The sequence below is a fragment of the Halobacteriovoraceae bacterium genome, from assembly GCA_020635115.1.
In the GTDB taxonomy this organism is placed as follows: Bacteria; Bdellovibrionota; Bacteriovoracia; order Bacteriovoracales; family Bacteriovoracaceae; genus JACKAK01.
Genome location: JACKAK010000006.1, coordinates 139,369 through 154,588, shown reverse-complemented (window position 1 = coordinate 154,588; position 15,220 = coordinate 139,369). Strand labels below are relative to the sequence as shown.

The 15,220-nt window shown below is 31.7% G+C and carries 12 protein-coding genes; 8 read left to right on the top strand and 4 right to left on the bottom strand.

From position 1 onward, the window contains the following. The gene (locus H6622_10810; GenBank protein ID MCB9062003.1) at nt 1-1,374 is read left to right on the top strand and encodes a hypothetical protein; all 1,374 of its coding nucleotides are present in this window, start codon (nt 1-3) and stop codon (nt 1,372-1,374) included. 2 nt (nt 1,375-1,376) lie between these two features. Here H6622_10810 and H6622_10805 read toward each other — a convergent pair whose 3' ends face one another. Beyond that, complete coding sequence (locus tag H6622_10805) at nt 1,377-1,973, bottom strand: hypothetical protein (protein ID MCB9062002.1); 597 nt, start codon at nt 1,971-1,973, stop codon at nt 1,377-1,379. Nucleotides 1,974-2,250: 277 nt separating this feature from the next. On the opposite strand from H6622_10805, the gene H6622_10800 reads away from it, so the two are divergent. Beyond that, a complete protein-coding gene (locus tag H6622_10800; protein MCB9062001.1) occupies nt 2,251-4,050 on the top strand; it encodes a hypothetical protein in 1,800 nt (599 codons plus the stop codon). A gap of 18 nt (nt 4,051-4,068) precedes the next feature. Here H6622_10800 and H6622_10795 read toward each other — a convergent pair whose 3' ends face one another. Then, entirely contained in the window at nt 4,069-4,332 is a 264-nt protein-coding gene (locus H6622_10795; protein ID MCB9062000.1) for a hypothetical protein, read from the bottom strand. A gap of 42 nt (nt 4,333-4,374) precedes the next feature. Here H6622_10795 and H6622_10790 point away from each other — a divergent pair, with 42 nt between their 5' ends. The 4 genes from H6622_10790 (at nt 4,375) to H6622_10775 (ending at nt 9,224) form a co-directional block, all read left to right on the top strand. After that, nucleotides 4,375-5,643, top strand: a complete 1,269-nt coding sequence (locus tag H6622_10790; GenBank protein ID MCB9061999.1) for an ISL3 family transposase — start codon at nt 4,375-4,377, stop codon at nt 5,641-5,643. A gap of 169 nt (nt 5,644-5,812) precedes the next feature. Beyond that, complete coding sequence (locus H6622_10785; GenBank protein MCB9061998.1) at nt 5,813-6,400, top strand: hypothetical protein; 588 nt, start codon at nt 5,813-5,815, stop codon at nt 6,398-6,400. A gap of 174 nt (nt 6,401-6,574) precedes the next feature. Continuing rightward, on the top strand, nt 6,575-8,302 hold the full coding sequence (locus tag H6622_10780; GenBank protein ID MCB9061997.1) for an acyl-CoA dehydrogenase: 1,728 nt from the start codon (nt 6,575-6,577) through the stop codon (nt 8,300-8,302). A 100-nt stretch (nt 8,303-8,402) separates the two neighbouring features. Then, nucleotides 8,403-9,224, top strand: a complete 822-nt coding sequence (locus H6622_10775) for a hypothetical protein (GenBank protein MCB9061996.1) — start codon at nt 8,403-8,405, stop codon at nt 9,222-9,224. Between the two features lie 12 nt (nt 9,225-9,236). Here the strand turns inward: H6622_10775 and H6622_10770 are convergent, their stop codons facing one another. After that, nucleotides 9,237-10,580, bottom strand: a complete 1,344-nt coding sequence (locus H6622_10770; GenBank protein MCB9061995.1) for a class I SAM-dependent methyltransferase — start codon at nt 10,578-10,580, stop codon at nt 9,237-9,239. A 199-nt stretch (nt 10,581-10,779) separates the two neighbouring features. Between H6622_10770 and H6622_10765 the strand changes: the two genes are divergently transcribed. Beyond that, complete coding sequence (locus H6622_10765) at nt 10,780-12,612, top strand: ABC transporter substrate-binding protein (protein MCB9061994.1); 1,833 nt, start codon at nt 10,780-10,782, stop codon at nt 12,610-12,612. Continuing rightward, the gene (locus H6622_10760) at nt 12,609-13,166 is read left to right on the top strand and encodes a GNAT family N-acetyltransferase (GenBank protein ID MCB9061993.1); all 558 of its coding nucleotides are present in this window, start codon (nt 12,609-12,611) and stop codon (nt 13,164-13,166) included. Before H6622_10765 ends, H6622_10760 begins: the two co-directional genes overlap by 4 nt. On the opposite strand, the gene H6622_10755 is transcribed toward H6622_10760, so the two are convergent. Continuing rightward, entirely contained in the window at nt 13,151-15,160 is a 2,010-nt protein-coding gene (locus tag H6622_10755) for a hypothetical protein (protein ID MCB9061992.1), read from the bottom strand. The two genes, H6622_10760 and H6622_10755, sit on opposite strands and share 16 nt — an antisense overlap. Nucleotides 15,161-15,220: the final 60 nt, after the last annotated feature.

Sequence of the window (15,220 nt, the reverse complement as noted above, 5' to 3'; positions counted from 1 at the left end):
ATGAAATTATTTTTATTTGGCCTACTTATATTTTCTCATGCGTTTTGCATCCCACGTGAAGTAGAGATGACGGCCACTGTTCCATTAATTGATGAGTTAGAGTCCTTGAGTGTTTCAATTAATTTTTCATTTATTGCAGATATACACTTTACACATGAAAATTTAGATAGAGATAAGGCCCTTGATCAAGAAAAAATCAAAATTAGCAACGTTACTATGAATATAGTTGGAAAAAGTGTTGAAAATGTTGCGAGTATAAAAATTTCAAGATTTACAAAACAAACCACTATCATCAACAATAAACCAATAAAAGAATTTAATAAATTTTCAAGTACAACCATCGGTAAATTTCAAGTTAAGAATGGAGGTTTTACTTATAATTTAGGACTTTTCAATTCTGAAATTAATCATGAGCAAAATTCTCGAATAAAATATGAAGACGGGGTTGAATTTATTGTCTCATTTAAAAATGGAAAAAAAATTACTTACCAAGTTCCAAATCTCCCTGAAAGATTATTTGAAAGAGAAAGACTCCCTGAATTTTTATATCTATTTTATAAAAATAAAAAATCTGAAGAAATTTATGAAGATAGCAAAGAAATGTTTTTTAGAAAAGATGGTAGAATCTGGGATATTCATAAAAGCTTCTTCCTAGAAGCTATAGCGCCACTCTTAAATGAACGAGGTGAACTTGAACCCTTCTTACTCCATTGGAAGGAACAAATAAATCATCATCACTTTAGATCTCCATTTTCGCATGTCTTTGATAATGAAATATTTTTAAATGAATTGGCCAAACATTTTGAGAAAGGTGAGATCCTAGATACTCTAGAATTTATTAGAGACGTACAATATGATCTTAAAAGATTTATCCCTAAAAGTGGGTTCGAATATAGAATGTTCCAAGTTATATCATCAAAGCTTGATGACGATAAAGTGTTTGAACTAGCTTTTGAACTCCTTGATACTACACTGTTTAATATTACGAGATTAGATGAAGTAAATTATTTAGATAAAAAAGATGGCAAGGTGGATAAAGAAAACTATAATTCCTTGCTTATGATGTATACTCGTCTGTTAGAAGAGAGTCAAAAATCAGAAGAAATGTTTAAAAAATTTTTAAAAAATATGATCAGACATTCATATTTTTTAATTGAATACAATAAATTAAATAATTTAGGTCATAATTTTCTACCAATGCTTAAAGAAATTGATAATGTATATAATATTTTTAAAAATAAAAGTGAGTTGATCAGAATGAAATATAAACGTTTGGTCTATTCATTTATTGAAAATGGAGTCATTACTGACGAGCTTTCTGTAAAATCGAAAACTCGTGTTCTTTATGCAAAATGTATGAAGTTCTTCGAGTGAACCTATTGAGAAAGTTGTTTCCCTCCCAAAGAGGCATTTCCGATTGAATTTAATTCTAATCTTGACTTCCCATCAGCAAAGACTATTTCTACAGAACGATTTAGTCCTGAAAAAGTAAGAAGAGGATACTCTTTTCCACAAGCACTAAAAAACTGTACAATTGTTCCCTTTACAATGATATCATAGTGATTTGACGGATTTGTGAGCTCTACTCTTTCAATGTTCCCGTCTAAATGAATATCTGCAGGCCCGTTTACTGCCACGATATCAAATGAACTTGATCCATAGATTTGAGTACTATCTTCAATGAAAAGAACTCGATCATTTTCTCTCATAAATATTGGATCTGTATTTTGATAACCTCTTTGGTAAATCTTATCTAAAGATTCACCTGTTGTTCTACTTTTGTCGATAAAGTTTTCGATCACATAATTCTTTTCTACTCTAACTTCAGGACAGTCAAATATTCCACTAACTTCAAATTCTAAAAAATCATCTTTTTGAATATTGTTTATTGATTCATCAGCATTCTTTTCTATTTTGTTGTTCATACAACTGACCATTGTCAAAACTAAAAATATAATTGAAATGACCTTCATGTCGACTCCCTTTCTTTTAAGAGATATCAAAATTCTCTTTTATATCAACGACCAAGACAAGTATACATCCTTCAAACGGTCCATACGTCAAGAATACTCTTCATTTCATATGATATCAGATAGTTAGTCAAAAAATGCCAACCGTATTTGCGACTCAAACTTTTGGCAATAACTCCAAATATATAATGATTTCAATATGTAATCATTTTAATCGCACATACTTTACATAATATGAGTTGGTGAGATATTACGCACTCTTTCAAAGTTGATAATAGTTATGCTTAGATACTTATTTTTTTATCTTCTTTTCATCCTTCCTGCGAAGTCAAATAATTGCTATGAAAGCATTAATTATTTTTTGAGCGCAGGAAATTATTTTCATGCAAAGTACACAAAACTACATACAAAAACACATATTGAAATAACTGCAAAAAAAATGCTGGTTCATAATCAAAAAATCAAACTTAGTCCTTCATTAAAAATTGCAAGTTGGTTTGAATACCTTCATGGCCTACTTCAAAAAGGCTCTTACAACCCTAAAATCGCACAAAGAATAAGATCGTATTATCACAAAAAATATCTTATAAAGATGGACGATATACCCATGAGTCACTTTAAAAATTTGAAACGAATTCATGAAGAACGTGGAGAAATTTTTCCTGAGATAACCCAAGATTTTATAAAACATCAGACAAAAATTATAATTAATAACCAAAAAGAATCATTAGATAAGTGGATTGATTATTTTTTATCACCTGATTCTAATAGTTTTCCAATTTGGGCAAAGTTTTGGGCCCTTGATGCAGTCACCAAAATGGGTCTGCAAAAAATGATTGTCAAAAAAGGACACAAAGAAAAAACTCAGACCTATTCCAAAAGAACTCGTAACCAAATTGCTCCTTTTCCAGAACTTAATAGAGAAGTCTTAGCAAAAGTAATGGGCATGTTTATGAAAATTGTAAACAAAGAAAGTCTTGATGAACTTGAACATAATGATTTTTTAAGAATTTCTGTGGGAACTAATTTTTCAAAAATGTATTCACATGAAATGTATAAGTTTAAAAAAAATCATATGACACCAAATAATGTAAATTCAATTATTGGTAATTGGATAAAATATGAAAAAAACTCTGACCCTACAATTTTAGTTAATAGTCTGAATGAGAAAAATACAGGTTGGTGTTCAGCTGAAACTGCGACAGCTGAACACCAAATCAAAAGGGGAGATTTCTATATTTATTACACATTAGATCAAAACGCTCTACCAACTTTTCCTCGAATCGCTATTCGAATGGAAGGAGAGCATATTGCAGAAATTAGAGGAATTGCAGAAGATCAAAATCTAGATGAAGTCATTGCTGGAACAGATATTCTTGCTCAAAAGCTTAAAGAATTTGGCGATGAAGGAGAAAATTATTTCAAAAAGTTATTTCATATGAAACGACTTACAGATTTATACAAACGATACCAATTATCACAAAACTTGAACAAGGAGGATTTAAAGTTTATCTATGAAGTTGATGAAAAAATACAAAGCTTCGGTTATGACAGAGATAAACGTATTGAAAAAATTCTTATTCATCGAAATATTAAAGAAGATCTTAGTTTTTTGTTCAACGTCTCCAAAGATAAAATCAGTACCAACAAAGAAGAGGCCCTTAGTGGAAATATACTTTATCATTACGGAAATCTTATCCTTGAAAAAGAAGACTATTCCAAAAATCTTCCCCTCCCAAAATACATCTTTGGAAGTCTTGATCTTAGTCTATATTCCGAGATAAATGACCTTGAACTCTCTACCTATGTGTCAGGGGATCTCTACCTCGACTTTCTCGAACATTATTCAAATTTAATATTACCAGAGTATGTCGGAGGAGATGTCGAAATGGGATTTATTTATGAAATTTCAAATCTAAACCTTCCTAAAAATATTGGAGGCACTCTCAATCTAGAATCACTTAAGATTTTCGATGAGCGCATTGTCACACAGACAAAAGCAAAAAAAATTCTTCTTAGACAAAAACTTAAACATAATCTCCCGATGGGATATTTCTCACACATAGAGTGGATTAATTAAGTTAGGCGAATTGGGATCTTAATCAAAAAAGTTGATTTTAGGGAAACCAATAATTGACTCAGCATACTCGTCAATATTTTCAGGTCTTAAGTTGTCCAGGTCCATCTCAGGTTTTAAAAACAAAAAGAATAATGCATCTTCTTCCCATTCCTTATAATCTTTATCAGGAATTTGATCCCTTATTTCTTCAAAAAAATCTGAATGTTTCAATCTTAATTTGGGCATCTCAATAGACCCTATTCTACATGGGCCTTCTTTTCTCTTATACGATTTAAACTTCATTGTTATCCTCTCTTTATACTTAATTTTTCAAAGGATTGAACTATGAGTTTACGACGTATTCACCGTTACTGCATCCCTGGTTTTGACGTGACAGACACTAAAGAGTGGTTAGATAAAGGCTTTATTGAGATATTTATCAAAGATGGACGTGAAGTTAAACAGTGTTCCAGGTGTTGTCATGAGCTTGATGCAGCCAAAGTTAGCGAGCATAAAGTCAAAGTTCGCACAATGGATATTCATGGTTTTAAGGGATACTACATCTTTAAAAGAACTAAGCATCGATGCGGTAATTGTAAAAAAATTAGAACTTCTAAAATTGACTGGATCTCTGAGGAGACTCCGCACGTAACCGAGGAATATGCTTGGTGGTTAGGACGTCTTTGTGAGATTACTCCAGTCTCTCGGGCCGCTGAGTTCACTGGCAATGATCCTATGAGTATGTGGCGGTTTGATTTTAAAAGAATGAAGCGGATGTTTCAACACTACAAGATCCCAAAGGTCAGGAGGATTTGTGTAGACGAAGTCTATGCCAGAAAGAAAAAGTATCATGCCAAAGAGTCCAGGGATAAACGCTTTTTCACGATAATCTGTGACTTGGACACTAGGAGGGTTATTTGGGTGTCTGAAAGCCGCTCTAAAGAAGCACTTAATGAGTTTTTTCATGTCATGGGAAAAGAGCGCTGTGAAGAGATTGAAGTTGTAGCGGCAGATCAGTTTGATGGATATAAACTTAGCGTGAAAGAGAACTGTCCCAACGCTATTTTTGTATGGGATCGTTTTCATATCATGCAGACGTTTCAAAACTATATTAATAGTGAGAGACAGTGGTTAAATGAGCACATGTGCAAAGGAGAACAAAAGAGACTGACTCGTGGCAAATTTAAACAGTTATTCACTAAAAAATCTGATCGAAGAACAAAAGCTGAGAACCGGCATATTCGGGAAGTCATGAGAGATAATGAATATTTTGTTTACCTAGAACTCATTAAAGAAGGTATGCACCAGATATTTGAATCTGCTTCAGCTCCGGAAGCAAGAGCAAAGTTTGAAGAGATGGGGGAATGGATAAATCAAGCAGGGATCTTCTATGAACTAAAAAAATGGTGGAAAACGTTTGATGATGGATGGGATACATTCAGAAACTACTTCAAATACCCTGTTACCTCATCACTTTCAGAAGGAATAAACAACGTCATCAAAACAATAAAGAAAAGAGCTTATGGTTATAGGAATATGCAGTATTTTAAGCTTAAAATCCTCCAAGTATGCGGATTTTTGAACTCTAAGTGGGTACCAATGAATTTTCAATAACTTCAACTTTTTTGTTAGAGAGGCGGCGAATTGTCTAAAGTTTTGACAGATGTTTTTTTTACACTTTATTATTATATCATCTAACTCTTAACATCTTAATTTTATATCAAACATTTTGGCACAAAAATTGCTCCTAAAGCTATGAATATATTTTTTTAGGGAGACAAAAATGAAAAATTCAAAAATCGTCCTTTTCATAGGGTATGTTTTGTTGTTGATATCAAGCTCTTGTGGAAGCAATAAAGAACACAACACTAATAATGTTAATAGCATTAGTCCCTATGGAATCGATAATCCAACAGGAGGGTCTACTTTTAGTGTATTTGCTGATGAAGTCAGAAACATGAGGTTTAAAGCAAATACTTCTGATGGGATGCTCTATATTTATACACCTTGTAATGGAGATATAAGTTGGGAATATACTTACTCAGGAGTTATACCTTTTGAAGACTATCGTTGTTATGGAAGCAACAATGACTTTTTAATAGGAACTTATAACAATGCTGAAAGTGTGAACCACGTTGTTTTAGGAGATACTTCAAGAAATGAAATCCATACTTTCATAGTCCAAAAAATATTGGATAAAAAAATGTTTTCTATTAGATTATCTGATACCCACTACGCTATTTATACTACTGATAAAGTCACTTATGAAATTGATCTACAAAAACCACTTGAAGCAAATCCAGTGTTTCTCTTAGACAACAATAATAAAGAAGGGTTTATTCTTTCAAATACCACATCTTCTAATTTATAAATAAAAAGGCCAAGCACAAAAATTTGTCACTTGGCCTTTCATCTTAATTAAATTATTCATTAGATTTCTCAGATAAAAAGTTAATATTGCAAAGGCCCTAGTTCTTTTTGAAGTCATTGTATATAATGCTTAGTAGTTTACATTAATCATTAACTTCTTATCACAGGATTATTTATGGCACAGTATAAGACGGATCTTCAGGATGTTTATTTTAACCTTTTTAGACTACTTAACGCACAAGAGGTAAATGCAGATTATTCGGAGCAAGATATCAAAGACATTATGAGTGAATTTGATAAATTTGTTGCTAACGAAATTTACCCTACACGACAAGAATCAGATCAAGTTGGCGTCAAATGGGAAAATACAAAAGTGAGTGTACCTGAGTGTTTAGTTCCAGTTCAACGCGGTTTTTATGAAAATGGATGGTATGGACTAGGTTATCCTGAAGAAATTGGCGGAATACCAGTTCCAAGATCAGTAATGGTTGCCGCTGATGCTATGGCCGTGGGAGCGAATGTTTCCTTTTCAATGTATTATGGCCTAACCAGAGGTGCCATGAATGTTCTTATGGCCGTCGGAAATGACGCCCAAAAAGAAAAATATATCCCAAAAATGATGACTGGGGAGTATGGTGGGACTATGTGTCTAACTGAAGCAGATGCAGGTAGTGATGTCGGAAACCTAAGTACAACTGCTGAACCACTAGGCAATGGAAAATACAAAATTAATGGAGTCAAAATCTTCATTTCCTCCGGTGATAACAATCTATATGACAATATTATTCATCTCGTATTGGCCAGAACACCAGGCGCACCTAAAGGCCCTAAGGGACTTTCGTTGTTTATTGTTCCAAAACTAGTCATTAATGAGGACGGTACAAACGGTGCAAGTAATGATGTTGTATGTACAAAAATTGAAGAGAAAATGGGTCTACATGGCCAGGCAACGTGTGAACTTGCTTTTGGACAAAATAGCGATTGCATAGGAGAACTTATAGGTAATGAACTTGAAGGTATGCAAAATATGTTCATCATGATGAATGAGGCCAGACTTGAGTGTGGATTGCAAGGAGATGCTCAGGCAAATTTAGTGTATGAACTAACTTTACAATACGCCAAGGAAAGATCTCAATTCCAAACTGAGCTTTTTAAACATCCCGATGTGAAAAGATTGCTTTTGAGAATGAGATCTATGTCTCGTGGATTGAGATCTTTGAATTTGTATACCGCCTCTCTTTTTGATGCTTCCCAAAAAGGTGATAAAGATGCCCACAGTGAATTAGCTCTTTTAACTCCAATTTGTAAGTCATATAGTTCTGATTACGGTTTTAATGTAAGTGTCGATGCAATTCAAGTTCACGGAGGTTATGGATATTGTACAGAGTATGCCATCGAACAATTTGCAAGAGATATAAAAATTGCATCTATTTATGAAGGAACAAACGGTATTCAGGCCATAGATTATGTGACTAGAAAAATTCTTAAAGATCAGGGAAAAACTCTCATGCGTTTGGCCGGGAAAATACAAAAAACACTCACTGATCCAAATGCCAGTAGTTGGCCAACTGAGGTTGCACTTATTGGCAAATCTCTAGAAAAAGCACAATCCATAGTTGCAAAATTTGCTGAACATGCGCAAAAAAATGAATTTGCACCTATTTTAGAACATGCAACCGATTTTCTTAATTTCTCAGGTCATTTAGTAACTGCATGGCTTCACTTGAGAAGTGCAATCATAGCAAAAGGAATGATTGAATCGACACAAGGAGATGAAAAACTCTTCTTACAAAGTAAATTGGATGATTTTCGCTTTTTCTGCAGATACTATTTGGTAGAGAATGCTGGAATTTCTCAGAAAATACTAAACTATAATTATTCGATATCAGATTTTAACGTTTAAGTTTATAATTGTTTTCCAATAATGCTGTGCATTCTGTTGTGCATTCATTTAATTCTGATAATATAGGATAGTATTAACCTTAAGGTAGAAGCATGACGCTATGAATAATGATGATATAAATAAGGAGATTGCACAGTTCAATAAGACTACCCATGGTAGCACAGACTATTATAAGGATGAACTCTTTCTAAAAGGTGAGAATGAAGGGGAGTTTGCTCCCCTTAGTTTTGTGTGTAAAAATCTTTCTCAAGAAATCAATCGAGAGACTTTGTCTAAACTAGGTCACGTCTTTGACTCATTTACTTTCTACCCCCTTGATAGCTTTAAAACGTGGTATGAAAAGCAGTTTTCAAGAAAACTTTTGAGTAAAATTTCAAAAAATATTACCATAGCTCACATACCCAAAAATAAAGTTATTATTGATGCTGTCGCACTAATTAATAGTTCTTATGATATTTTAAGAAAAGAACACATACTCATGAATGGAAAAAACCTTCCCGTTCAATTAGGGGAATGGTACGGAAAATGTATTTTTGGACTTAATCAAATTAAATCAACTTCACAAAGGGGATTTGACTTTTTTCTTGGTAACGACCGGGTTGAAATTAAAGTTCATTGGTCTGATCAATCATCTCCAAAAGGAGTAAAACTTAAAAAATCTCTTATAGGTCTAAGCCAGTTTACAATTATTATCTATCTCTCTCGAAACTTTATGATTCGTGAGATTTGTTTTCTTGATTCTGGTTTTATACAAAGAAAATTTTCTGGTAAGGGTCACACAATGTTTTTGAAAGATCTTGATATTTCTCCTTATTTTTTTAGTCAATCAGATAAGCATGTCGATAAAGTCGCAAATTCTACTGCTTTATTAAAATATGCAAATCCAAATTTTGCTATGAAAATCGCTGAAAAATTTCAATAAAAAAATAAGTCTCTATAATGAGTAGACTTTTAAGTGTGCTTTTATATTAAAGTTGATAACTTTAAACCCGTTATCTGTTAGTACATCATGTGTCCAACCATTTGAAAATACTAAAACCTTAATAACCTTTGCGTTTGGTTTATTTTTAATTTGAGAAACTAATGATTCAAGGACATCTATATCTACAGGGTTGAACATGTAATAATAATCGGCCTCAGGAAGTTCGAAGTCATTTTTCGACAGGTCTTGCTCGATAAATTTGATGTTTTTTAATCCTAAATAATCTAGGTTAATATTCGCTCCTTCAACTTTATAGGGAACCAGTTCGAGGCCAATAATATTCAATTGCGGATTTAAAATTCCAAAAATGATGGCCGGATCACCGTGTCCGCTCCCAATATCGACAAGAGTTTCACCAGGTTTAAAATGGATCATATCCGAGATTATTTTTAATGAAGATATTGGAGTTTGAATAATTTTCCCGTGCTCAGCCGCGGCCCAGACTTTTCTGAATTTTCTAATTTCTTCATAGTCAAGTTGTCTCATCTTACTTTGTGTGTATTCTAAACCTTTATTTAAGATTTCTTCGGCCAAGAGGTAGTTTTGCTTAACCAAAAAATCACTTAATAACCCAGCTGGATCGGATGTATTTTCTATCATTTTCTTATATTTATTTACAACGTAACTATATACTTTACGAAATAATATACCGACATCTTTAAACGGAATAATATTTTGATCAGGATAAGAACTGATTGCTTTTACTATTTCTTCAACTGCAAATTTTTCAAATGTTAGAAATGGACCTGCATAATTTTTTGAACGTTTGTGAATGTGAACAAGTCCAGTATCAATGTCTTTTACAAATTCACCAGAAGTTAAAACTCCTTTTAGGATCCAATATTTTATCCAAATTGGTTGATCATACATGTCAGGGGAATCAATAAATTGGATCCATCTCATGATTGAAAGCAATTGTTTATCTAACTTTTGGTCATAGATTTCTTTTCTATATCCGAGTGTACTTTTTAATAAAAAATTTTCAGTGAGAATTGATACGATTGGAATGAGATTTTTTTCATATTCTAAACTGGGTCTTGATTCAATTCCCTTTATGCTATCTAAAATTTTGATTATTCTAAAAATTGGATCCTTTATCTCATTTAAGCTTTCATTAAGTGTAATTTGCAAATTGTAAATATTTGGGACAATTTTTTTAACTTCAGAATAAGGTATAAAAGAAGATTCACATGTTTCTTGAGATTGCTTCAATTCATTATTACTTTTGACATTTGTCGCTTGAAGTACACCACTGGCAATTAGAAGAAATAATGTTAAAAATTTTAAAATAGTCATCCTATTTTTATACATCTAAGAACTGAAAATCGCTATAAGTGTTTAATTTTTACATAGTTTCAGAAATCTTTTTGAATTCAAAACAAAGAGTAACAATACATTTTGAGAACTTGTCTATTTAGACTTCACTTGTTGGCAAAAAAATGTGTAATTTTGATAGGTTCGATGATTTTTTTTTGAATTTATGTTACATCGCCTTATGAAACTAATCCTCTATTCATTAATTTATCTTTTTGGAATCAATGCTTTTGCGAAGGTTATTAAATCTCACGCCTTTTCAGTTATCGGTTTCCCGAAATATCGGAATGATTTTAAGTATATTGAACATGTTAATCCAAGTGCACCAAAAAATGGTGAAATAATTTTAAGTGAAATTGGTACATTTAATACTTTCAATCCATTGAGCTGGATAGATTTTTCAAAATATAATTCTGCAGCAGGTGTCTATTCTAATATTTTTCAACGTCTTTTAATAAATTCGTTCGATGAACCAAGTACGTATTACGGACTCTTAGCAGAAAGTATTGAGTATCCAGATAATTATTCATATTTGAGAATTAATTTGAGAAAAGAGGCCAGATTTATGACAGTTAATCCTGATCCAAATGAGGATTACGATGTAACTGCATTAGACGTTTCATTCTCTTATGAAACAATCAAAAAAAGTCACCATTGGTATGAAAATATCTTTAAAAAAGTAAGTTCTGTAGACATTATAAACGAAAAAACTATTCAATTTAATTTCAATGTATCAGGACAAGAAGGTAAAGATATTTTTCCTTATTTATTTACTTTATCAATTTTTAAAAAAAGTTTTTATGAGAAGAATCCATTATCCAGTATTGGTTTGAATATAAAACCCATAGGATCTGGGCCTTATTATATCGATAATTTTGATGAAAATGTGTATATCACATTTAAAAGATTCGATAATTATTGGGCCGATAAACTTCCAATTTTTAAAGGACGTTTCAATTTTAAAAAAATTACTTATCAGTACTATATGGATTCAGATATCGCACGAATGGCCTTTATGAAAGGTGAAACTAATATATGGAACGAAAATAGTGAAGGTTCTTGGGTGAATTATTTCAAGAAGAATGTAGACTTGAAAGAAAATATTGTGCTTAAAACTCTCGAAAGTAAGGCCCCTGTAGATGCATATGGATTGTTTTTTAATCTACGCCATACAAAGTTTCAGGATCGTCGAGTTAGAAAGGCCCTGGTAAAGGCATTCAATTATGATTGGATTAATAAAATGTATTATCATAGTTTTAGATCACGAACTGATACAATATTTGGTGATACAAAATATTCTCATCAAGAAGAGATTTCAGAAGACGAATTAAAAATACTTAAAGAATCAAATTTAGAATTAGATGAAGAATTTTATCAAGGGAAGTATACCCCTCCCAAATATCAAACTTCGGCAGAACTAAGGTCAGGATTATTAGAGGCACAAAAATTATTAAATGAAGCTGGTTGGGAAATTGATAAAAAACAAGATTATAAGCTGGTCAATAAAAAAACGCGCAAACCTTTTACAATAGAATTTGTCATATCAAGTGATCATATTAAGCGAGTTGTTCTTTATTATGCTAGTATTTTAGAAAAAAAACTTGGTATTGAAGTTACTATTTCAAACTTTGATAATGCTGCCTATGTTAATGTTCTGAAAAATAAAAATTTTGATATGGTTTACTTTAAATTACGTGGACATGATTTTCCCATTATTCCAAATTACTTTGAGGCCCTACACTCTTCTTCAAATCGAAGTGGGAATGTTTTTAATATTTTGGGGCTAAATTCTGAATTTGTTGATTCATTATTAGATAATCTCTCCTCGGCTTCAGATGATGAAAAATTAACATATTTCACAAGGGTATTAGACAGGTTTTTTATGTTCAATTATTTTATCATACCAATGGGAGTCAATCGAAAGAAGTTCATTGCGATTGATAAAAAATTTACTCATCCTCAATTGAGTGATCGAGATTACAATGTGGTTGAAACTTGGTGGATGAAAAAATGAATAACATAATCTTTGAATCGAATAGATTAATTTTTAAAAAACCTACGTTAGATGATTATGCATTTATAGAGAATTGTTTAGAAAATGAATTACTAATGAAATATATGGGTGGAATTTGGGATGATGATTTTAAAAAATCATTTAAGGATTTTCTTTTTTGGCATTGGAAAACATATAACTTTGGACATTATTTAGTATATCTGAAAAAAACTAAAGAAGTTGTCGGTGTTGCTTCAATAAAGTATCTTCGAAAAGATGTCGATCCAACAACAGAAGGGCCAGATATTGGAGGTTTTGGAATTTCAAAACATTGGAATAAGGGCCTTGGGACAGAAGCAACGATTGCTATTTTAAAATATGCGTTTGAGATTTTACATATCAATGAAATAAAAGCACATAATTACGATGAGAATACTAGTAGTACCAGAATTTTACAGAAAATTGGCTTTCAAAAAAAAGAAAATACAAATGTGAATTATAATGGAAAAAAATTTTCAGTGGCCTCAAGTTGGGAAATATCTAAAAAAAAATTTTTGGCTCAATTTTCAGTATAGATTTTCTCACAATCTACAGGAGCGACAAGTCTTGGAAATCCAGTATTTAATCTTATCTTAAATGAATCTCTAATGATTTCTCTTTCTCGATCTATAATTTGTCGATTTAAAGGACTTACAGATAAACTTGAAGGACCAAATCTCTTTTCGAACTCAAAAATCTTATCTGGTTTTATCAAGCTGTCTGTTAGCAAATAAATATACTGAATCCTCGTCGAATCAGTGATATCCGACCGATTTATGACTTCTGATAAATGAACTAGCACCTTTGGTATGTAATTCTGTGCAAATATTTTGTTTTTAGCATCTATTCCACTAAGAGTATTTGAAAATACCAAGAGCTTTTCTATAAAAGTAATAAATGTAGTAGTTAATATTGATTCGTTCACTAAGTGTGATGGGTATTTGAGGTAAAAGTCCAAAAAGTTTATAAATGATTCAATTCTATCTAGTGTTCCATAGACTCTAAAGTTTAGAAAATTCTCATCATTGTAATTTGAATATCTAACTCGTTCTAAAAAATGAGTTTCAAAATTATTGAATATAGTTTTATATATTTTTTCAATAATAGGATAGGCATTATTTCCTAAATTTTTGTTTTTCCACTGCTCAACGATAGAGAGAAACCTGTTCATAAGCTCAAAATGTAAAGCTGTTGTTTCTTTTGTTCCTTTATGTTCAGATTTCATTTGAATAAATAGATCTAACCCTTTTGCAAGGATATAGTCATATTCAATTAAATTATTGAATCTAGTTATAAAATTTAGCACGGACTCTTCATAGGTACTCTTCTTGTCACCCATATAAGTCGTTAAAAAGAGCCAATTAACTATTTTTGCACTTAGTATATTGTTCTCAACACTGAGTGGAGTATTAAGTAATATATTAATATTTTTTTTCATAATCTTATAATGTTCGAAATGTGTTGTTGGAATATTATTGAGAAATTCATCATCGTTTGAAGGAAGAATATTTTTAAATATTAATTGCAAATTTTCAAAAAGATTTTTAGCGATAGCATTTGCATTTACTGCTCCAAAATTAATTCTATTAGACAAAATTGCACTTACAAGCATTTCTGAATTTGCTCCCTCGATATCTAATGTTTGAAACGAAGCATTAATGGCCTTCGTATAAACAGATTGAGATTTAATTTTTCGATAGAAAATTCTTCTCATAGAACTGCAGATTTTAACGGCCATTTTTATATACGCCATTTGAGTTAAATGGATTGACGTAAATCTAGACCTACCTACAACTAAAAATGTCTCATTTTTTTTGGGTTCTATCTGCGATAGTTGATGATCAATATCTTTTAATAGCTCCAATAGATCATTATTCATTAGGTGAGAATATTTTTGAGAGTTAAATGTTTTTAAAATAGAAAGATTAATATCTTGAAGCTGATTCCAAACATAGAGGGCCTTTTTATAATCTCTAGTTGAATCTTCATCATTCACAACAGGTCCAATACCAGAGATAAATTCCGAATTATCAAAACTTCCTCCAAGACGAAGTAAAATATCTTGAGCAATTTCATAAACAAGTAAATGATTTGTTGGTAGATTCCATAATGCATTTCTTTTATTTAGAATATAACTCATGGCCGGGCCAATATTTAACTCTTTAACTTCTTCAGGCCTATGCATGATATTGGTTTTTCTTCCGATAGTGGATGGTATGAGATCATTTTCATAAGTTAGGGAGCGAATCAAAAAATATTGTCTGTACCACTCTACTGCACTTTCAAGTTTTTGATAAAAGCTACTCTTTATTTTTATTCCAACTAAATTCAGATGAGATTCAGATACCTGTGATACTATTTCTTTGAGTTCGTTTTCGTCTTTTATTATACCTATGGTAGAGAGTGTTTTATTATGTTCAAGAATATCGATTAACTTGAAGTCAGCAAATTCCGTATGGATATTGGCACTTGCAGTCTTTATTATTTGTATGGAAATCAAAACTGCTACCCATAATAGGTTCTTGGCCATAATGTTATCCCCCAAAAAAACTTGCTGAAAACAATTGCGTACCTCCTAACATCTCAATGT

What these genes read in the sequence shown, in the direction of transcription:
- H6622_10810 (MCB9062003.1), top strand. Translation starts at nt 1, where the DNA reads ATGAAATTATTTTTATTTGGCCTACTTATATTTTCTCATGCGTTTTGC.
- H6622_10805 (MCB9062002.1), bottom strand. Translation starts at nt 1,973, where the DNA reads ATGAAGGTCATTTCAATTATATTTTTAGTTTTGACAATGGTCAGTTGT.
- H6622_10800 (MCB9062001.1), top strand. Translation starts at nt 2,251, where the DNA reads ATGCTTAGATACTTATTTTTTTATCTTCTTTTCATCCTTCCTGCGAAG.
- H6622_10795 (MCB9062000.1), bottom strand. Translation starts at nt 4,332, where the DNA reads ATGAAGTTTAAATCGTATAAGAGAAAAGAAGGCCCATGTAGAATAGGG.
- H6622_10790 (MCB9061999.1), top strand. Translation starts at nt 4,375, where the DNA reads ATGAGTTTACGACGTATTCACCGTTACTGCATCCCTGGTTTTGACGTG.
- H6622_10785 (MCB9061998.1), top strand. Translation starts at nt 5,813, where the DNA reads ATGAAAAATTCAAAAATCGTCCTTTTCATAGGGTATGTTTTGTTGTTG.
- H6622_10780 (MCB9061997.1), top strand. Translation starts at nt 6,575, where the DNA reads ATGGCACAGTATAAGACGGATCTTCAGGATGTTTATTTTAACCTTTTT.
- H6622_10775 (MCB9061996.1), top strand. Translation starts at nt 8,403, where the DNA reads ATGAATAATGATGATATAAATAAGGAGATTGCACAGTTCAATAAGACT.
- H6622_10770 (MCB9061995.1), bottom strand. Translation starts at nt 10,580, where the DNA reads ATGACTATTTTAAAATTTTTAACATTATTTCTTCTAATTGCCAGTGGT.
- H6622_10765 (MCB9061994.1), top strand. Translation starts at nt 10,780, where the DNA reads ATGAAACTAATCCTCTATTCATTAATTTATCTTTTTGGAATCAATGCT.
- H6622_10760 (MCB9061993.1), top strand. Translation starts at nt 12,609, where the DNA reads ATGAATAACATAATCTTTGAATCGAATAGATTAATTTTTAAAAAACCT.
- H6622_10755 (MCB9061992.1), bottom strand. Translation starts at nt 15,160, where the DNA reads ATGGCCAAGAACCTATTATGGGTAGCAGTTTTGATTTCCATACAAATA.